We start from the raw sequence: 18,792 nt of genomic DNA on the forward strand, positions 1-18,792 counted from the left end.
GAGCGTTCGGCCTTTTCAACATGCAGTTGCATGAGCCGCGCCGTTTTCCCCAATGTTTGGACGGGCTTCCGCGGGCCGCATCGCCCGCGGCCGGGGCAGGAGCCGGGCAGGAACCGGGCAGGGCGGCGGCCGCATATTTTCCGAAATGTCGAATTCTCAACATTCCGGCCATCCGCCGTCCGCTTATACCCGGAGACGGCGCCCACGGGCGCCCCTTGTCCCCACCAGATTTGCACAGGCGCGATTATGAGCAAAAACCTTCGCCATACCCGGAATCCCGACATGATCGCCTTTACCATCGGATGGGTCGTGCTGCAGCTTATCCACGACGACCTGCCCACCGACATCAAGACCATCAAGGGAAGGCTGCGCCAGATCGCTGCGGGCCGCGCCGAAGGCCGGGTGACGCCCGAGATGGCCAAGGACGCCCTTTCCGGCACCGAGGGCCTGGAGCGCGGGCGAATGCGCGACGTGGCCTGAAAGGACAGGGCCTGAGAAGGCCCGGCCGAGAGCGGATGGCCGGGGTATCAGCCCTCGGTCCCGGTGACATAGGCGCGCAGGCCCTGTGGCCTCAGCACGGTTATCCGGCCATAGCCGACCTCGATGCAGCCGAGGGCCTCCAGCTTCTTCAGCGTCTCGTTCACGATATGGCGCGAGGCGTTGGCCATTTCGGCCAGGTCGTTCTGCGTCAGCCGGCAGGTCTCGGGCGCGTCCTCGCAGGGGCCCGTGCCGGCCACGCGCAAAAGCACCGCCGCCGTCCGGCGATCCGCCCGCCGGATCAGCAAGTCGGCCATGCAGCGGACCGCTATGTCGAGGTTGTATTCCGAAAGAGAGCCGAAATGCAGCGCCGCCTCGGGCAGGCGCCGGCAAATCCTGTCCACGGCCGCAAGCGAGACGTAAAGCACCGCGGCAGGCTCCATGGCGCGAAAGGACAGGGTCCGCGGCTGGCGAGAGACCATCGGCCCTTCCCCCACCCAGTCGCCGCGCCGGAAGATATGCCCCATGGCGATGCCGGCATCCGGGGTTGGGCCCAGCCCGGCAAAGCTGCCCCGGACGATCCCGTAGAATCCGCCCAGGCCGTCGCCGATGTGATGGGTATACTGGCCGGCCTCGTAATGGCGCAGCCTCGCCTCGTCGAGAAGGGCGGACTGGAACGCGCCCGGCTTTTGCGCCAGCCAGCCAAAGGACAGCAGGGTCTGCCGGCACTCGGCCATGGAAACAGCAACTTGCATGAAATTCCCGGTATCGAACGGCGCGCAGGGCGCCCGCCACAGGCTTGTCCATCATCGAGAAAGGGTCAAGCCTTGCTGCAACGGCCGCGCGCGTTGCCCGCGCCTCGTGCATGAGGAGATCCCCTGTTTCTGCGGATGGCCGGACAAAGGTTCACCGCTTGCCGGCCCCCGCGCCACCCTGTCCCAGCAGCCAGACCAGGTAGAGCCCGCCGCACAATCCGGTCATGCTGCCGATGGGCAAGAGCAGGCCAAGCGGCGCGCGCTGCGAGATCAGGTCCGCCGCCAGCAGCAGCGCCGCGCCGGTCCATGCGCCGGAAAGCAGCGGCACCCCGGGCGCGCGGGTCAGGCGGCGGGCGATCTGCGGCCCGGCCAGCGCGATGAAGGCGATGGGGCCGGCGCTGGCGGTGGCCACAGCGGTCAGCCCGACGGCGGCGATGACCAGCAGCACGCGGGTGCGGGCGATGTTCAGGCCCAGCTGGGCCGCCATGCCCTCGCCCAGCTCAAGGACGGCCAGGCGGCGCGCGTTCAGCACCAGCAGCGGCGCGAACAGCGCCAGCCCCGCCAGGGCCGGCCAGACATGCGACCAGCTGCGCGCGTTCAGCGATCCGGCCAGCCAGATCTGCGCCGACATGGCGCGGTCGAGGTTGCCCATCACCATCAGCATGTTGTTGACCCCGGTCAGCACCGCGCCCACGCCGATGCCGACCAGGATCAGGCGATAGCCGCCCTCGGTCCCCCGGCGTCGCGCCAGCGCCAGCACCACCACCGCCGTCGCCAGGCCCGAGACCACCGCCGCCGAGGCGACCTGGAAGGTGCCGGCGTTGAACAGGACGATCTGCACGATGGCCCCGGTCGCCGCCCCGGTGGTGAAGCCGATCACGTCGGGCGAACCCAGCGCATTGCGCGACAGCGACTGGAACACCGCCCCGGCCATGCCCAGCGAGGCGCCGACCAGCGCCGCCGTCAGCACCCGCGGCAGGCGGATGCCGCGCAGCACCCGCGTCACCGTGGTCTCGCCCGAGGTGCCGGCCAGCCCCTCGACCACCTGCGCCGGCGACAGCCGCACCGTGCCGGTGCCCAGAAGCAGCAGCGCCAGGACCAGGCACAGCAGCAGCAGCGCCAGGCAGACCGCCAGCGCGCGCGGCCGCCACAGCAGCGAGGCGCGGCCCAGTCGCAGGACGCGGGTCTCGGGCAGGATCATAGCCGCGCCAGCCGGAAGCGGCGCACGACATGGACGAAGAACGGCCCGCCCAGGATCGCCGCGACGATGCCGGCCGCGACCTCGGCCGGCGGCGCGACGACGCGGCCGATGATGTCCGCGCCCAAGAGGACCGAGGCCGCGAACAGCGCCGAAAGCGGCAGCACCCGGCGGTTGTCCGGCCCGGTGACGGCGCGCGCCAGATGCGGCGCGACCAGCCCGACAAAGCCGATCGGCCCGGCCGCGGCCGTCGCGGCGCCGGCCAGGATCATCACCGACAGGCAGGCGAGCGCCCAGAACCGCTGCGGCCGCAGCCCCAGCGCCCGGCCGCTGTCATGCCCCAGCGCCATGGCGTTCAGCCCCGGCGCCAGCGCCAGCGCCAGCCCGCCGCCAAGCGCCAGCGCCACGCCCATGGTCGCCGCCACGGCCCGCCCGCGCCCCTCGAGCGCGCCCGAGCCCCAGTTGCGGAACAGGTCCAGCACCTCGAGCCCCGAGTTCAGGATCACCAGGCTCGCCGCCGCGCCCAGCAGGACCGAGATCCCGGCCCCCGCCAGCACCAGCCGGACCGGGTCGGTGCCGCTTTCATGCGCCCGGCCCAGCAGGAAGACCGCGACCCCCGCCAGCCCGGCGCCCAGGAAGCCGAACCAGACATATTGCGCCATCTGCGTCAGCCCGAAGGCCGAGGCCCCCAAGACGACCGCGATGGCCGCGCCCGAATTCACCCCCAGCAGGCCCGGTTCGGCCAGCGGGTTGCGTGTCACCGATTGCATCACCGCCCCGGCCAGCCCCAGCGCCGCGCCGGCAAAGATCGCCAGCAGCGTGCGCGGCAGCCGCAGCGCGCGCACCACCAGATGCAGGTCGTTCGCCGGGTCGAAGCCGAACAGCGCCGAAAGCACCTGCGAGGGCGGCACCGGGCGCGAGCCGACGGCCAGGCTTGCCAGCGCCAGAAGCGCCAGCACCGCCGCTCCGGCCGCGTATTGCCGCCCTGCCGGCGCCGGGCGCAAGAGCGGCGTCATTTGGCGAAATAGGGCGCGACCGTCTCGATGATCTGCAGGCCCGAGTAATAATCCACCCGGAACGAGTTCGGCCCCAGCGGATAGACCCGGCCCTCGCGCACTGCGGGCAGGTTGGCCAGCACCGGATCGGCGCTGAATTCGCGCACCGTCTGCTCGGTCCCGTTCAGCAGGAAGACGCTGTCGCCGGTGATCGCGGCGGGCAGGTTCTCATGCGAGACGAAATCGAAATCGGCCGAGCGCGAGACCTCGCCCCGCATCTCGTCGGGAAGGCCCGCGACCGAGAACCCCAGCGCCGCCAGCACCCGCGCCTGCGGGCTTTCGGGCTTGCCGACCGAATAGGTGCCCGAGAAATTGTAGGACACGATGCTGACATCGCCCGGCGGCAGGGACAGCCCCGCCTTCGCCTCGGCCGCCCGGCGGGCGAAATCCTGGGTCATGCGGGCGGCGTCGGCCTCGTGCCCGGTGGCGCGGCCCAGGCTGTGGGCCAGTTTCTCCCAGCCGTCGTTGGCATAGTCCAGCACGATCACCGGCACCTCCTGCGCGCGCAGCTGGTCGAGATAGGGCAGGATGCTGTCGCCGCCGACGGAGGAGGCGACGACGAGGTCGGGCTCCTGCACGATCAGCGCCTCGATGTCGAAATTCAGGTTCGGATACAGCAGCTCGACCCCGCGTTGGTCGGCGGTGGCGGCCCATTGCGTGAAGAAGCCCTTGTGGTCGGTCAGCGGCCCGACCATGGCCGAGGCGGTGGCCGCAAGCGGCGCGTCGATGGCCAGCAGGATGCCGGTCAGGCTGGGCGAGGTCGAGACGATGCGCTGCGGAGGCGCTGCCACCTTCGCCTCGCCCAGGGCGTCGGGAATGCTGCGCGGCCAGCCTTCGTCGGCAAGCGCCGCGGCGGGCAGGATCAGCGCAAGGAGCAGCGGGGCGAGGCGTGTGGGCATGGGCATTCCTCAGATCGGCAGTTCGGCGTCGTCAAGGTCTTCCAGCCGCAGCCCGCGTTTGCGGATCTCGGCATATTCGCGCAGCCGGATGCGGTCGATCTCGGAGCTGCTGGCGCCGTGCTTCCAGTAGCCGAAGACGCGCACGTCCTCTCGGGCCAGGCCGAGGGCGCGGAAATGGCTGCGCAGATCCCGCATCTCCTGGCGCTCGCCGGCGGCCCAGAGCGTCCAGCCCTTGGGCGTGGTGATGGCGTTGCGCGCGGCGGCCAGCAGTGCGCCGGTGGTGCCCGCGGGCCGGTCCCGCCGGATCAGGTAATAGTCGATGCCGGGCAGGCGCGGCAGTTCCTCGAATGCGCCGCGCTCGGCGGTCTCGATCCACAGGCTGCCGGGGGTGCCCTGCGGCCATGCGCCCAGGATGGCGTGGACGGCGGGGATCGCGGTTTCGTCGGCAAAGATCGCCGCGCGCTTGCCGGGGGCGTGGCCGGGGACCAGGTGCTGGCGCGGCCCGATCATCCAGGCGCGCGTGCCGGCGCGGGCGGCCTTCAGCCAGCGCATCGCCGGGCTGTCGTCGTCATGGAGCACGAAGTCGATCTCGACCGTGCCGCTGGCGGGCTCGAAGCTGCGGACCGTGTAGATGCGCGAGACCGGCCGCTGGTCCTGGGGCGTCTCGACCTCGATGCGGACGGCCAGGTTCGCGGGCAGCCAGGCGGCGGGGTCCGCCGCGTCGATGCGGCCGACCACCCGCGCGACCGAGGGAAAGGGGCGGCGGATCTCGGCCACCTCCAGCTGGACGCGATCCATGTCGCGCATGTGATCCTGCTGCGACAGCAGGTCGTCAGGATCTTCGACGGATTCCGTGTTCGGGCTGGCCATGGCATCCTTTCCGCCTGCAGCATGTCGCGGGCGCTGGTCTGAAAAGCAGGGATGGCTGATCGCCGGACCGGGCTCCGGCGCAATGGCTGAAACCATATTGCAGAGCGCATTCCGCAATGCAATACACATGCCGCCGGAAAAAGGCGGCCCAAGGGAAGGAACGGGAATGTCCCATCGCCTGCATGCCGATGCGGTGACGCTGCGCTACCAGGCGCGGGTGGTGTCGGAAAACCTGTCGCTGGCGATACCGGACGGGTCGTTCACCGCCATCGTCGGGCCCAACGCCTGCGGCAAGTCGACGCTGTTGCGCGCCCTGGCGCGGCTGCTGGTGCCCGATGCGGGGCAGGTGGTGCTGGACGGCAAGGCGATCCTGGGCCTGCCCTCGCGCGAGGTGGCGCGGCGGCTGGGGCTGCTGCCGCAGTCGCCCGTGGCGCCGGACGGGCTGACCGTGGCCGAGCTGGTGGCCCGCGGCCGCTTTCCGCACCAGGGCTTCCTGCAGCAATGGTCGCCCGAGGACGAGCGCGCCGTGCGCGCGGCGCTGGAAACCACCGGCACGCTGCCCCTGGCCGGGCGCCCGGTGGCCGAGCTGTCGGGCGGCCAGCGCCAGCGCGTCTGGATCGCCATGGCGCTGGCGCAGGAAACCGGCATCCTGCTGCTGGACGAGCCGACGACCTTCCTGGACATCGTGCATCAGGTCGAATTGCTCGAGCTTCTGTCCGGGCTGAACGCGCAGGGCCGCACCGTGGTCGCGGTGCTGCACGAGTTGAACCTGGCCTTTCGCTATGCCTCGCATCTGGTGGCGATGAACGATGGCGCCGTGGTGGCCGAGGGCGCGCCCGACCAGATCGTCACCGATGCGCTGATGCGGCAGGTCTTTGGCCTCGATGCGCTGGTGCAGCCCGATCCGCTGACCGGGCGGCCGATGGTGATCCCGCGTCCGCGCGGCGAATTGGGCGGCGGCTGATCAGTCGAAGGTGCTTTGCCCGCCGGTCGCGCGGTTGATCAGCCGCGCCGCGTCGCGCAGCGCCAGCCCCGCCTGGGGCGAATCCAGCTTGCCCAGGTTGCCGGCCGTGGTCACGACGCAGACCAGCTCGCCCTGCGCATCCAGGACCGGCGCGGCCTGGCCGGTGACGTTGGACAGAAGGTGGCTGGTCAGTTCCGCCCAGCCCTCGGCGCGAATGCGGTCGATCGCCGCCTTGCCGGGCGGCGTGCCGCGGAAGCTGGCCGGTTGCAGGCGGCGTGCGGCCTCGATCTGCGCGCGGGGCAGGAAGGCCTGGAAGACCAGGCCGCAGGCGGTGTTGTCCACCGGCAGCACGTCGCCAAGGCTGACGGCGGTGATGGCGAAATGCGCGCTGCGATACCAGCGCACGATGGTCGGGCCGCGCTCGGTCCAGATGCAGACGCCGGAGCTGAGCCCGTGATTCTCGGTCAGCTGCTTCATCTGCGTGCCCGAGATCTCGACCGCATCGACCCGGCGCAGCGCGGCGACGCCCAGGCTCAGCGCCGCCGGGCCAAGGTCATAGCGGCTGGAGGCGGGATCCTGCACCGCCAGCCCCTCTTTCACCAGGCTCTGCATGTAGCGATGCGCGGTCGAGCGGCCGGTGCGCGACAGCTGCGCGATCTCGGCCAGCGGCAGGGCGCGTTCCGCCCCGGCCAGGATGTTGAGGAAACGCATGGCGATGGTGATCGACTGGATCGTCCCCGACCGCTTTTGCCCCGAGAGCTTCGCATCCTCGTCAAGGAAGGGCTCGAACTCCATCATGGGCGGTTTCTCCTGCGCTTGCGGCTGGCTCGCGGATCGGGCGTGCGGCAGCGGCGCAACACTAGCGCGGCGCGGCGGCGATGGCAAAGGGGCGGGCGCGCTATGTGATTGACATGCGGAATGCATTGCGCAATGTGGCACGCATGCCGCCAGCAAGGTTCCCCTGCCAGCCCGCGCTTTTGCCGACAAGCCCGAGGAACCCATGCCCAAGAATCATCGCAGGCGGCTGACGCAAGGGGTCAGCCTGGTCACGCTTCTGGTCGCAGCGCCGCTGCAGGCGCAGGAAGCCCCCGCCGAAGCCATCACGCTGGAGACGGTCATCATCACCGGCGACACCATCACCCGCGACCTGATGGAGACCCCCAGTTCGGTTTCCGTGGTGACGGCCGAGGAGCTGGAAAAGGAAAAGCCCGGCAAGGCCGAGGTCCGCGGCGTCATCGCCGGCACGCCGAACGTGCTCTATACCGACAACGTCAGCACGCCGGTCATCCGCGGCCAGGACGCGCAGGGGCCGCATACCGGCGCCAACGCCTTCTTCGCCGGATCGGTGCCGCGCGCGACCATCAACCTCGACGGCCATTATCTCAGCTATAACGAGCTTTACTTCGGCGCGACCTCGACCTGGGACGTGGACGGCGTCGAGGTGTTCCGCGGCCCGCAGACCACCGCGCAGGGCGCGAACGCCATCGCCGGCGCGATCATCGTCAACACCAAGGATCCCAGCTTCACCCCCGAGGGCGCGTATCGGCTGGAAGGCGGCAACTACAACCAGCGCGCCGCATCCTTCATGTGGTCGGGGCCGATCACCGAGGAACTGGCCGCGCGGGTCTCGCTGGACTATTCGGCCCGCGACACCTTCATCGACTATGTCGGCTCGAACTTCATCCAGAACGAGATCGGGCAGGACTTCCTGAACGCCAATGCGCGGCTGAAGCTGCTGTGGCAGCCGGCCGAACTGCCGGGCCTGTCCGCCAAGCTGACCTACAGCCACAGCCGGATGAAGCGCCCCAGCGCCGAGGGGGCCTCGGAACCCTATGACGAGCTGGAATCGATCGCCACCTGGATGCCGGGCTGGGACCAGGCCACCGACACCGCGATCCTCGACGTGGATTACGACATCGGCAACGGCATGGTGCTGAGCAGCAGGACGCAATATTCGACCTCGGATGTCGAGCGCCGCGTCGGCACGCCGACCATGGGCGACGCGAATGTCGCGCAGGACAACTACTCGAACGAAAGCAAGCTGACCTTCGGCACGCCGGCCGACGGGCTCAGCGGCGTGGCCGGCATCTATGTCGCCTTCACCGACCAGGACGAATGGCTGAACCAGGGCGGCATCTCGACCTTCCGCGACGAGAAGTCGAACCTGGGCCTTTACGGCGAGGTGAACTGGCGCATGGACGAGCGTTGGACGCTGTCGGCGGGCCTGCGCTATCAGCGCGACCACATCCGCCGGCAGGGCGACGTCTCGCCGCTGTTCGCCAACAGCGACGTGGATTACGACCACACCTTCGACGCGCTGCTGCCCAGGCTGACCCTGGCCTATCAGGCGACGCCGGACTGGAGCGTCGGCGCGCTGGTCAGCAAGGGCTATAACCCCGGCGGCATCTCGCTGGACTTCGGCTATTCCAAGGAATGGACCGAGTTCGACGCCGAGACCGTCTGGAACTACGAGCTGTTCACCCGCGCCGAACTGCTGGAAGGGCGGCTGATGCTGACCGGCAACCTGTTCTACATGGATTACAGCGATGCGCAGCACAATATCGCGCATCTGGTCAATGGCGTGACCTATCTGCAGACCGTGAACGCGCAGGATGCCCGCGCCTACGGGCTGGAGCTGGCCGCGGACTGGCGCGCGACCGATGCGCTGACCCTGCGCGGCAGCATGGGCCTGCTGCATACCAAGTTCGAGCGCTTCGACCAGATGCCCGCCTACGAGGGCAACGAATTCGCCCGTGCGCCCGGCAAGATGCTGACGCTGGGCGCCAGCTGGGATGCGACCGACCGGCTGAACCTGGGCGGGCAGCTGCGCTATATCGACGGCTATTATTCCAACACCGCCAACACCCCGGCCTATGCGGTGGACGGCTTTACCCTGGTCGACGTCAATGCCAGCTACCGTGTCAACGACCGGGTCGAGCTTTACGGCTATGTCAACAACCTTCTGGACGAACGCACGCCGACGCTGCTTGAAGCGGCGCGGGGGAATGTGGTCTTTACCCAGGGCAGCATGACCTCGCCGCGCATGGTCGGCATCGGCATCCGCGGCACCTTCTAGGCGGCTGCACCGCGCAATTCCGGCCGGCGCCCCCGTGGCGCCGGTCTTCTTTGACAGGCAGGCAGGGCGAATGATGCTCCGACCAAGACTTTGCATCGGCATGTCCGTTGCGCCCACATGGCTCAGCGGCGAAGGCTGGCGGCACAGGGACAGCGGCATCGAGGGGCTTTATTCCAGCGACCTGGCGCTGGACGTGGCCCGGCGGGCCGAGGCGGCGCATATGGATTTCGTCTTTCGCCCCGACGCCAGCTTCCTGCCCCTGCCGGTGATGGCGCAATCCTTCGGCTTTTCCAGCTTGGACCCGACCCTGCTTCTGGCCTCGATCGCGCGGGAAACCCGCCGGATCGGGCTGGTCACGACCATCTCGACCACCTTCGGCCATCCCTATCACGCCGCGCGCCAGCTGATGTCGCTGCATTGGCTCAGCCGGGGCCGGGCGGGGTGGAACGTCGTCACCGCCTTGCAGGGCAACGAGAATTTCGGCCTGCCCGAGATGCCCTCGTCCGAGGCGCGCTATGCCCGCGCGGCCGAGTTCACCGAGGTGGTGCGCCGGCTCTGGGCCAGCTTCCCGGCCGAGGCGCTGCTGGTCGACCGCGAGAACGGCCGCTATGCCGATACCGACCTGATCCTGCCCATCGACCACCACGGCCCGCAGTTCCAGGTCAGCGGGCCGATGAACCTGCCGCAATATCCCGGCCCGGACATTCCGCTGATGCAGGCCGGCGGATCAAGCCTGGGGGTGGATTTCGCCGGGCAGGTCGCCGACATGGTCTTCGGCATGACGCCCGACATGCCGACCGCGCTGGAGATGCGGCGGCAATTGTCCGAACGCGCGCTGGCCCATGGCCGCCAGCCCCGCGACGTGCGGCTGCTGCCGGGCCTGAGCCTTTACCTGGGCAAGACGCGGGACGAGGCGCGGGCGCTGTTCCTGGCCACCCACGCCCGGATCGACCGCCGCCAGCGCATGCGGCTGGCCCAGGAATTCCTGGGCCTCGACCTGCGGGACTGGCCCGAGGACCGGCCGATCACCCCGGCGGACCTGCCGGCCGACCACCGCTCGTCCCGCTGCGCCAGCCATTGCGAGGCGCTGCGCCGCATCGTGCGCGACCAGCGCCCGACGCCCGCCGACCTGCTGGCCCGGCCCGAGATCCTGGCCTCGGTGCATTGGCAGGTGATCGGCACGGTCGAGGATGCGGTCCGGGAGATCGCCGCCTGGTTCCGCGCCGGCGCCATCGACGGCTTCATCGCCGTGCCGGGCGGCTCGATCCGCTCGCTGGACCTGCTGCTGGAGGCGCTGATCCCGCGGCTGGTGCAGGAGGGGCTGTTCCGGCCGCGATACTCGGCCGATACCCTGCGCGGCCATCTGGAGGAATGACCGGCCGCCCGGCCGCAAGCTGCGCGAGTGCAGGATCGGGACCATGCGATCCGCTCCCGCTGGCGGTTTCGCGGGCCTGGCTGCCTGTCACGGTCGTGCCCCGTGCAACTTCATTGCCCGGTGACAGGCCGCCCGCGCCGCCTATAGTGGTCCAGCGCAGTGCAGGAGGATGAATCATGCATGTTGTATCGCTGCTTCGCACCGACATGTTCGCGATCCGCATCGGCGGCAGGCCCGCAGGGCTGGACGAGCTTTTCCCCGGCTGGACCGAGCTTGACCGTTTCGGCCTGGTGATCGACGAGCCCGTGGGCGGGGTCGGCGCCACCCACCTGCTGCAATCCGCGATGATGGCCTATTACGACGCGAAACCCTCGCGCCGCAGCAGCCGCGCCGTCTATCCCGAGATCTATGCCTTCCATATCGGCAAGTGCCACGGCGCCCATGCGCCCTATGATTTCTGGCCCGCCCGGCGCGAGGTGATCCTGCGTACCGACGATCACCGCGAGGTGCTAGATGCGATCAACGACCGCGGCATCACCCGCCTCGCCGTTCCCGACCGCCCCTTGCGTGAGGTGGTGCATCGCCCGAAAGAGGTCGAGGCCGCGCTCGACCGCATCGCCTCTGCCTTCGTCTATGACGCCACGGGGCGGGTGACGGGCGGCGATGTCGAGATCGCGGGGACCGACAAGCGCACCGAGTTCAATCCTGCGCAGGTGCTGCGCCCGGTTTCCGAGATCGTCGCGATGCGCCGTTCGCCCGGCGCGGTCTCGAGCAGCGGCATCCCGATCAAGGAAGCCGATGACGATTATGCGCATTGGCTGGTCGCCTGCGACGCCGAGATCGCCCCCGAAGAGCGGGAAAGGGCGCTGCAGACCCGGCAGGCCCTGCGCTCGCCCGAGGGGCTGGCGACCGAGACCTATCGCCGGGTGGAGGTGTCCGAGGCGCTGAAGCGCCTGGCTTCCGCAGGACAGCCCCGCCGCGCCGCTTCGGCGGAATGAGGGTCGCAGGACATTCGCCATGACCCACCGGCCCAGCGGCATGGTGTGACGCTTCCCCAATCAGCCGCGCAGCATCCGGGCGATCCGTTTCGCCGTGGCCTTGGCCGAGGCGCTGAAGCGCCTGGCTTCCGCAGGACAGCCCCGCCGCGCCGCTTCGGCGGAATGAGGGTCGCAGGACATTCGCCATGACCCACCGGCCCAGCGGCATGGTGTGGCGCTTCCCCATTCAGCCGCGCAGCATCCGGGCGATCCGTTTCGCCATGGCCTTGGCCGAGGCGCTGAAGCGCCTGGCTTTCGCAGGACAGCTCCGCCGCGCCGCTTCGGCGGAATGAGGGCCGCAGGACATTCGCCATGACCCACCGGCCCAGCGGCATAGCGTGGCGCTTCCCCAATCATTCCCGCAGCAGCCGAGCGATGTGCCGGGCAGTGGCCTTGGCCGAGGCGGGGTTCTGGCCCGTCACCAGCCGCCCGTCGGCGACGACATGCGGGACGAAGGGCAGCCACGCCTTGCGGTAGAGCGCGCCACGGCGGATCATCTCGGCCTCGGCATCGAAGGGCATCGCCTTGGCCACCCCGGCGAGGATCTCCTCGCGCCATGAAAACCCGGTGACGCGGCGGCCCGCCACCAGAAGCCGGCCGTCCGAAAGCCGGGTGTTCAAGAGCCCGCAATAGCCGTGGCAGACCGCGCCGACGATGCCGCCCCGCTCCCATATCTCGCGGGTGATGCGCTGCAATCCGGCGCTGTCGGGGAAATCCCACATCACCCCATGCCCGCCGGTGAAATAGATGGCGTCGTAATCGGCCGGGTCGATCCGGTCGGGCGCGGCGGTCTCTTCCAGCAGCGCCATCCGGGCCGGATCGTCCCGCCAGGCCCGCGCCGAGGCGTCCAGCAGCGGCCATCTCAGCGCCCGCGGTTCCAGCGGCGCGCGGCCGCCTTGCGGGCTGGCCAGGTGCTGGGCATGGCCCTGGGCGGCAAAGATGTCCCAGGCATGGGTCAGTTCCGACAGCCACAGCCCGGTGGGGTGGCTCGGGTCGTCGTAATGCGCGGTATTGGTCACGACATGCAGGATGCGTTTCATGGGCTCTCGCCTCCTTGCTGGCGGGCCTGCAACCAGGCGCGATAGCGGCGGCTGCGCCAGGCGGTCCTGACCTGGTCGAGGACTGCCACGCCGGGCGCCCAGGCGCGGGGCGTCGGTGCCTTGCCCGCACCCATGCGGCGCAGTTGCAGCTTGGCCAGCGCCATGGTGGCGAGGCTCGCCAGCGGGCGGCTTTTCCAGCGCACCCCTGGCACCTCGGCCACCGCCTCTCCCGCGCGCCAGCGGTTCGGCAGGTCGGGCGCCCAGGCCAGCGCCTGCGCAAGGCCGACCATGGCCACGCCGGGGCGGCCGTCCTCGGGGGCCAGCGCGGCCTCGGCCGTGGCGCGGCGGCGGATCCCGCCCGTGACCAGCACCGGCATATGCGCCACCGCCACCACGTCGCGGGCGAAATCGACGAAATAGGCCTCGCGCGCCACGGTGCTGGCGGCGGCGGGCCGGCCATGCATGGCCGGGCTTTCGTAGCTGCCGCCCGACAGCTCGACCAGGTCGACGGGCAGGTCGTTCAGCATCCGCACCACGGCGACCGCATCCTCGGCCCCGAACCCGCCCTTCTGGAAATCCGAGGAGTTCAGCTTGACCCCCAGTCCGAAGCCGGGCGAGACCCGCGTGCGCACCGCCCGGACGATCTCGACCAGCAGCCGGGCGCGGTTCTCCAGGCTGCCGCCCCATTCGTCGGTCCGCAGGTTGGTCAGCGGCGACAGGAACTGGCTCAGCAGATAGCCATGCGCGGCATGGATCTGCACCCCGTCGAAGCCCGCCTGTTCGGCCAGCGCGGCGGTTTCGGCAAAGCGGCGGATCACCTCGGCGATCTCTGCGCCGGTCATGGCGCGGGGCTGCGCGAAGAGGCGCGAGGCGCCCTCCATTCGCATCGGCACCGCCGAGGGGGCGATGGCCTCGGGCGCGGTGCGGGCAAAGACCTGGCGGCCGGGATGGTTGATCTGCATCCAGAGCCGCGCCCCGTTCACGCGCCCCGCCGCCGCCCAGTCCTTGAACGGCGCCAGCGGCTGGCTTGCGTCGAGGATAACCCCGGCAGGCCCCGTCACCGCATCGGGCGCGACCATAACATTGCCGGTGACGATCAGCCCGGCGCCACCCTCGGCCCATTGTCGGTAAAGCCGGCCCAGGCGCTCCCCCGGCAGGTGGCGTAGGTCGGCCATGTTCTCCTCCATCGCCGCCTTGGCGATGCGGTTGGGGATGGTCTGGCCGCTGGGCAGCGGAAGCGGCTGGAACAGCGGGGATTGGGACATATCCGGCATGCGGCGCGATCCTTTCTTGTCGTGTCGCATCGGGATATAGGGTTTGAACCTAGGTTTAAGGTCAAGGGGCCAGAATGAAGATCGGTGAGATCGCGAAAGCAGCAGGCTTGACGACCTCGCGCATCCGCTTCTACGAGAGGCGCGGCATCATCGCGCCTGCCGCACGCGGGCCGAACGGCTATCGGGACTACCCCGAGGAACTGGTCGCGCTTTTGCGTTTCATCGAGCAGGCGCAGGGGCTGGGCTTCACCCTGCGCGAGATCGCCAGCGTCGAGGTCCGTTCCGGCCCGCATCCGATCTCCTGCGCCGAGGCGATCCGCCTGCTGAGCGCAAAGCGCGATGCGGTGGACGCGCTGATCGCCGAGGCGCGGCAGCGAAAGCGCAGGATCGAGGCGCTGATCGGGGAATTGCAGGCGAGCCAGGCGGGGACCACGGGATAAGGGCGGGGGTGGCCCTTACCCCGTCGGTGTCGAGTGTCGGGCCAAGCCGGCTTGCGATTGCCTGCGACGATCTCGATCGTCCTGCTGTTCGCGCAGGGCGGCCGGATCGTTGACGAGAAGCCGCGTCTCGCCTCGGTGCGTGAGGCGGAGGTCGGTGCCCCAAGGGGGCTGCTGGGAAACGGTGCCTTGGCGGCGATCCGTCGGCCTCGGCACCGGGACGGGTTCAGAGGAAAGGCTGGCCGCGGTTTCTCGCCTGCGGCGCGGGGCGGCATCTGGGGGCTGTTGGGAAACGCGGTCTCGGCGATGCGATCCGTCGGCTCAGGCGCGGGGACGGGTGCAGAGGAACGGCTCGCCGCGGGCGGCAGACCGTGGTGCCGAGCGGCGATCCCGCGGGCGGCTATGCGGGAAGGCTGGCGATCCCGGTCGATTTCGCCGCCAGGCGCGGCATGGGCATGGCGCGGCCACCCGGAAACGGCTGAGCCGCGCGGTGCGGGACAGACCCCTTTGGCCCGGCCGGGCCGGGCACGGCGCGCCTGGATTGATGCGGATCAAGGACGGCAAGGGCGAATCGGGCTAGGATCAAATAATCCGGGCAAGCCGCCGCCAGCTCGTTTCCTCCTTGCCAACGAGGTCATCCATGTGCGCGGTATCCCTTGACGAAGCCCCGGACGGCGCGCTTGGGGTGCGCGCCATCGAGGCCCCGCCCGAAGAACAGCTTCGCCTGTCCGATCTGGGCCTGCATGTCGGCTGCCGCCTGCGCGTGGTGCAGCGCAGCGGGGCAGGGCTGCTGGTGTCCATCAACGAGGATGCGCGGCTGACGCTGGACCTGGACACCGCGCGGCGGGTCAAGGTGCGGCTGCTGGAGCCGGCCATGCCGGCGCTGACGCTTTCCGACCTGGTGCCGGGGGACAGGGCGCGGATCCTCGGGCTGGGCCGTGGCGCCGCAGGCTATCGCCAGCGGCTGATGTCCATGGGCCTGACGCCCGGCGTCGAATTCGCCATCACCCGCGTCGCGCCCCTTGGCGATCCGGTCGAGATCAGCCTGCGCGGCTTTGCCATGAGCCTGCGCAAGGCCGAGGCCGCCCTTCTGTCGGTGGAGAAGCTGCAATGACCATCGTCATCGGCGTCGTCGGCAACCCCAATTGCGGCAAGAGCACGCTTTTCAACATCCTGACCGGCGCGCGGCAGGAGGTGGGCAACTGGCCCGGCGTGACGGTCGAGAAAAAGACCGGCCGCTTCCGCCACCAGAACCGGGTCTATGAGCTGGTCGACCTGCCCGGCGTCTATTCGCTGGGCGCGACCGTGCAGGTGTCCGAGGACGAGCGCGTCGCGCGCGACTTCGTGCTGTCGGGCGCGGCGCAGGTGATCGTCAATATCGTCGATGCCTCGAACCTGGAGCGCAACCTCTACCTCACCACGCAGCTGCTGGAGATGCAGGTGCCGATCGTGGTCGCGCTGAACATGGTCGACATCGCGGCGCGGCGGGGGCTGGCCATCGACCGGGCTGGGCTGGAGCGCGCGCTCGGCTGCCCGGTGATCGAGGTCGTGGCCTCGCGCGGGACCGGCATCGAGGCGCTGAAGCGCGCGATCACCGCCGCCCCCGGCCCAGGCACCGAGCCGCGCTATGCGCCCGAGATCGAGGCCGCCGTCGCCGCGCTGATGCCCCATGCCGGCAGCCGCTGGCGGGCGCTGAAGCTGATCGAGGGCGACCCGCCGACGCTGGCCGGGACCGGGGGCGAACTGGAATCGCAGATCGCCGCCGCCCGCGACGGGCTGGAGCGCGCGCTGGGCGAGGACAGCGACATCCTGATCGCCGATGCCCGCTTCGGCTTCGTGACCGGGATTGTCTCTGCGGTGCTGACCCGGCCGCATGACGTCTCGCGCACCATGTCGGACCGGATCGACCGGGTGGTGCTGAACCGCTGGCTGGGGATCCCGATCTTCCTGGCGATGATGTATCTGATGTTCTTCTTCACCATTTCCATCGGCGGCGCCTTCATCGACTTCTTCGACATCGCGGTGGGCGCGGTGGCGGTCGACGGCTTCGGCCGGGCTCTGTCCTCGATCGGCCTGCCGGAATGGCTGGTGGTGCTGCTGGCCGACGGGGTGGGCGGCGGCATCCAGACGGTGGCGACCTTCATCCCGATCATCGCCTTTCTCTACCTGTTCCTGTCGGTGCTGGAGGATTCGGGCTACATGGCGCGGGCGGCCTTCGTCATGGACCGGGCGATGCGCTTCATCGGCCTGCCGGGAAAAAGCTTCGTGCCGCTGATCGTCGGTTTCGGCTGCAACGTGCCCGCGATCATGGCCACGCGCACGCTGGAAAGCCGTCGCGACCGGCTGCTGACGGTGATGATGGCGCCCTTCATGTCCTGCGGGGCGCGGCTGCCGGTCTATGCGCTGTTCGCCGCCGCCTTCTTTCCCGAAACCGGGCAGAACCTGGTCTTCCTGCTATACGTCATCGGCATCGCCGCGGCGGTGCTGACCGGGCTCTTGCTGAAGAACACGGTGCTGAAAGGCGATGCCTCGCCCTTCATCATGGAACTGCCGCCCTATCACCTGCCGACCTTCACCACGGTGATCCTGCGCGCCTGGGACCGGCTCAAGGCGTTCATCGTCAAGGCCGGGCGGGTGATCGTGCCGGTGGTCGTGGTGCTGAACTTCCTCAATTCGGTCGGCACCGACGGCAGCTTCGGCCACCAGGACGAGACGGATTCGGTCCTGTCCGCCATCGGGCGCGGCATCGTGCCGGTGTTCCGCCCCATGGGCATGACCGACGACAACTGGCCCGCCGCCGTGGGCGTCTTTACCGGCATCCTGGCGAAAGAGGCGGTGATCGGCACGCTGAACGCGCTTTACACCCAGCTTGGCGTCGCGGAAGCCGGCGGCGAGGCGGCCGAGGAAGAGGCGCCCGGCATCGGCGAACAGATCGCGACCGCCCTTGCCACCATTCCCGCGAACCTGGCCGATGCCTTCGGCTCGGCCGGCGATCCGCTGGGGATCGACGTCTCCTATACGGCCGAGGGCGAGGATGCGGCGGCCGAGGAGCTTGAGGTCGCCCCCGCCGCCTTCCGCGCGATGGAGGCGCGTTTCGACGGGCAGGCCGGCGCCTTCGCCTATCTGCTGATGATCCTGCTCTACATGCCCTGCGTGGCCGCGGTGGGCGCGATCTGGCACGAGGTCGGCTGGCGCTGGACCGCGTTCTCGGCCGGCTGGACCACGGGGCTGGGCTGGACGGCGGCGACACTGTTCTACCAAGGCGCGCGCTTTGGCCGCGACCCGGCGCAGGCGACGCTCTGGATCGCCTTCTGCCTCGCGCTGCTGGCCGGGTCGATGGCCGCGCTTTGGGTGGTGGGCCATTCGGTCGCGCGCAGGCGGCTGCCCGAGCGCCCGCCGCTGCCGGACCGGATCGGAGGTGCTGCATGACCACGCTGGCCGCCCTTCGCGACTATATGGAGCGCGCGCATCGCGCCAGCCTGACCGACCTGTCCATCGCGCTGGAGACCAGCCGCGACAATGCCCATGCGATGATGCAGATCTGGGCCGCCAAGGGTCGCGCCCGGCTGGTGGCCGATGCTTGCGGTTCCTGCGGCAAGGGGCCGGTATGCTGCACCTGCCCGGTGGCCGAGATGCTGCCCGAGGTCTGGGAATGGATCCCGCGCGAGGTGCCCCATGGCTGATCCCATGCCCGATCTGGCCCCCTTCCTGCACCTGCGCCGCCATGTCACCGTGGCCCATCACGTTGCCGGCCGCATCCGGCTGAAGCTGGCGCCCGCGGCGCTCAGGGACATGCCCTCGGCCGATCCGGCGCCGTTCCTCGACCTGTTGCGCCGCCTGCCGCTGCGGATCGCGCGGCTCAACCCGGCGGCGCTGTCGGTGGTGGTGGAATACGATCCGCAGGTGATCGGCGCGGCGGATTGGCAGGTCATCTTGAACGGAGGGGCCGCGGAGATCGCCGCGGCCCTGAACCGCCAGCTTGGGGACGGCGCGTCCCCGCACCAGTCGCAAAGGAGCATCCCATGAGCAACGATTATCAATCCGGCCCCGGCCAGCCCCACGGCTGGGGCTATGGCCAGGGGCCGCAGGGCGGGCCCTATGGCTATGGTCCGGGTCCGGGACCGGGTCCGCGCCGGGTCGATCTGCTGGACGTGCTGGAGGGGGTGATGCAGGACGGGCTCAGCCTGTCGAACCTCGGCCGGATCGCGCGGGCCAGCGGCTCGAAATTCTGGCTCGGCGCGGCCATCGGCGCCGGCGTGGTGGTCCTGGCCCGCAAGCCGGAACTGCGCGAGGTCGTCTCGCAGGTCTTTCACAAGCCCGGTCAGGAGGGGTGAG

At 69.8% G+C, this 18,792-nt stretch carries 20 protein-coding genes; 12 read left to right on the forward strand and 8 right to left on the reverse strand.

All coding sequences use genetic code 11. The annotated features are described in order from the left end of the window. Positions 1 to 246 precede the first annotated feature (246 nt). Positions 247 to 480: a hypothetical protein gene (locus tag E3U25_RS12870; protein ID WP_116222684.1), complete on the forward strand. Its 234-nt coding sequence runs from the start codon at positions 247 to 249 to the stop codon at positions 478 to 480. Between the two features lie 47 nt (positions 481 to 527). On the opposite strand, the gene E3U25_RS12875 is transcribed toward E3U25_RS12870, so the two are convergent. The 5 genes from E3U25_RS12875 to E3U25_RS12895 all read right to left on the reverse strand — a co-directional run bounded on the left by E3U25_RS12875 (position 528) and on the right by E3U25_RS12895 (position 5,254). Continuing rightward, a complete protein-coding gene (locus E3U25_RS12875; protein WP_083539140.1) occupies positions 528 to 1,232 on the reverse strand; it encodes a Crp/Fnr family transcriptional regulator in 705 nt (234 codons plus the stop codon). A 151-nt stretch (positions 1,233 to 1,383) separates the two neighbouring features. Beyond that, a complete protein-coding gene (locus tag E3U25_RS12880; RefSeq protein ID WP_072462550.1) occupies positions 1,384 to 2,433 on the reverse strand; it encodes a FecCD family ABC transporter permease in 1,050 nt (349 codons plus the stop codon). Beyond that, positions 2,430 to 3,446, reverse strand: coding sequence for a FecCD family ABC transporter permease (locus E3U25_RS12885; protein ID WP_116222685.1), 1,017 nt, complete (start codon positions 3,444 to 3,446; stop codon positions 2,430 to 2,432). Before E3U25_RS12885 ends, E3U25_RS12880 begins: the two co-directional genes overlap by 4 nt. Continuing rightward, positions 3,443 to 4,384, reverse strand: coding sequence for a Fe2+-enterobactin ABC transporter substrate-binding protein (gene fepB / locus E3U25_RS12890; protein ID WP_116222856.1), 942 nt, complete (start codon positions 4,382 to 4,384; stop codon positions 3,443 to 3,445). Before fepB ends, E3U25_RS12885 begins: the two co-directional genes overlap by 4 nt. Before the next feature lie 9 nt (positions 4,385 to 4,393). Further along, on the reverse strand, positions 4,394 to 5,254 hold the full coding sequence (locus E3U25_RS12895; RefSeq protein ID WP_181180867.1) for a siderophore-interacting protein: 861 nt from the start codon (positions 5,252 to 5,254) through the stop codon (positions 4,394 to 4,396). Between the two features lie 166 nt (positions 5,255 to 5,420). Between E3U25_RS12895 and E3U25_RS12900 the strand changes: the two genes are divergently transcribed. After that, on the forward strand, positions 5,421 to 6,218 hold the full coding sequence (locus E3U25_RS12900) for an ABC transporter ATP-binding protein (RefSeq protein WP_036755081.1): 798 nt from the start codon (positions 5,421 to 5,423) through the stop codon (positions 6,216 to 6,218). On the opposite strand, the gene E3U25_RS12905 is transcribed toward E3U25_RS12900, so the two are convergent. Then, a complete protein-coding gene (locus tag E3U25_RS12905) occupies positions 6,219 to 7,016 on the reverse strand; it encodes an IclR family transcriptional regulator (RefSeq protein WP_072462555.1) in 798 nt (265 codons plus the stop codon). A gap of 202 nt (positions 7,017 to 7,218) precedes the next feature. On the opposite strand from E3U25_RS12905, the gene E3U25_RS12910 reads away from it, so the two are divergent. From E3U25_RS12910 to E3U25_RS12925, 4 genes are all read left to right on the forward strand, one after another. Continuing rightward, a complete protein-coding gene (locus E3U25_RS12910; RefSeq protein ID WP_116222687.1) occupies positions 7,219 to 9,294 on the forward strand; it encodes a TonB-dependent receptor in 2,076 nt (691 codons plus the stop codon). A gap of 73 nt (positions 9,295 to 9,367) precedes the next feature. Continuing rightward, the gene (locus E3U25_RS12915; RefSeq protein ID WP_116222857.1) at positions 9,368 to 10,669 is read left to right on the forward strand and encodes an NtaA/DmoA family FMN-dependent monooxygenase; all 1,302 of its coding nucleotides are present in this window, start codon (positions 9,368 to 9,370) and stop codon (positions 10,667 to 10,669) included. Positions 10,670 to 10,845: 176 nt separating this feature from the next. Further along, a complete protein-coding gene (locus E3U25_RS12920) occupies positions 10,846 to 11,667 on the forward strand; it encodes a hypothetical protein (RefSeq protein WP_140847845.1) in 822 nt (273 codons plus the stop codon). Between the two features lie 185 nt (positions 11,668 to 11,852). Continuing rightward, positions 11,853 to 11,999, forward strand: a complete 147-nt coding sequence (locus tag E3U25_RS12925; protein ID WP_166435594.1) for a hypothetical protein — start codon at positions 11,853 to 11,855, stop codon at positions 11,997 to 11,999. Positions 12,000 to 12,059: 60 nt separating this feature from the next. Here the strand turns inward: E3U25_RS12925 and E3U25_RS12930 are convergent, their stop codons facing one another. Both E3U25_RS12930 and E3U25_RS12935 read right to left on the reverse strand, forming a co-directional pair. Next, the gene (locus tag E3U25_RS12930) at positions 12,060 to 12,746 is read right to left on the reverse strand and encodes a type 1 glutamine amidotransferase domain-containing protein (RefSeq protein ID WP_116222689.1); all 687 of its coding nucleotides are present in this window, start codon (positions 12,744 to 12,746) and stop codon (positions 12,060 to 12,062) included. Next, positions 12,743 to 14,020 carry an NADH:flavin oxidoreductase/NADH oxidase family protein gene (locus E3U25_RS12935; RefSeq protein ID WP_116222690.1) on the reverse strand — a complete coding sequence of 426 codons (1,278 nt, stop codon included), beginning with the start codon at positions 14,018 to 14,020 and terminating at the stop codon, positions 12,743 to 12,745. The genes E3U25_RS12930 and E3U25_RS12935 overlap by 4 nt, the downstream gene beginning before the upstream one ends. 74 nt (positions 14,021 to 14,094) lie before the next feature. Between E3U25_RS12935 and E3U25_RS12940 the strand changes: the two genes are divergently transcribed. The 6 genes from E3U25_RS12940 to E3U25_RS12965 all read left to right on the forward strand — a co-directional run bounded on the left by E3U25_RS12940 (position 14,095) and on the right by E3U25_RS12965 (position 18,791). Next, positions 14,095 to 14,460 (forward strand): MerR family transcriptional regulator, encoded by a 366-nt coding sequence (locus tag E3U25_RS12940; RefSeq protein WP_116222691.1) that lies wholly within the window; start codon positions 14,095 to 14,097, stop codon positions 14,458 to 14,460. Between the two features lie 637 nt (positions 14,461 to 15,097). Further along, complete coding sequence (locus E3U25_RS12945; protein ID WP_116222692.1) at positions 15,098 to 15,571, forward strand: FeoA family protein; 474 nt, start codon at positions 15,098 to 15,100, stop codon at positions 15,569 to 15,571. Continuing rightward, a complete protein-coding gene (feoB, locus tag E3U25_RS12950) occupies positions 15,568 to 17,886 on the forward strand; it encodes a Fe(2+) transporter permease subunit FeoB (protein ID WP_116222693.1) in 2,319 nt (772 codons plus the stop codon). The genes E3U25_RS12945 and feoB overlap by 4 nt, the downstream gene beginning before the upstream one ends. After that, complete coding sequence (locus E3U25_RS12955; protein ID WP_036755104.1) at positions 17,883 to 18,140, forward strand: FeoC-like transcriptional regulator; 258 nt, start codon at positions 17,883 to 17,885, stop codon at positions 18,138 to 18,140. Before feoB ends, E3U25_RS12955 begins: the two co-directional genes overlap by 4 nt. Then, positions 18,133 to 18,483 (forward strand): hypothetical protein, encoded by a 351-nt coding sequence (locus E3U25_RS12960; RefSeq protein WP_140847848.1) that lies wholly within the window; start codon positions 18,133 to 18,135, stop codon positions 18,481 to 18,483. The genes E3U25_RS12955 and E3U25_RS12960 overlap by 8 nt, the downstream gene beginning before the upstream one ends. Then, entirely contained in the window at positions 18,480 to 18,791 is a 312-nt protein-coding gene (locus E3U25_RS12965; protein WP_116222695.1) for a hypothetical protein, read from the forward strand. The genes E3U25_RS12960 and E3U25_RS12965 overlap by 4 nt, the downstream gene beginning before the upstream one ends. Position 18,792 lies beyond the last annotated feature (1 nt).

Origin of the sequence: Paracoccus versutus (genome assembly GCF_029909795.1) — a bacterium.
In the GTDB taxonomy this organism is placed as follows: Bacteria; Pseudomonadota; Alphaproteobacteria; order Rhodobacterales; family Rhodobacteraceae; genus Paracoccus; species Paracoccus versutus.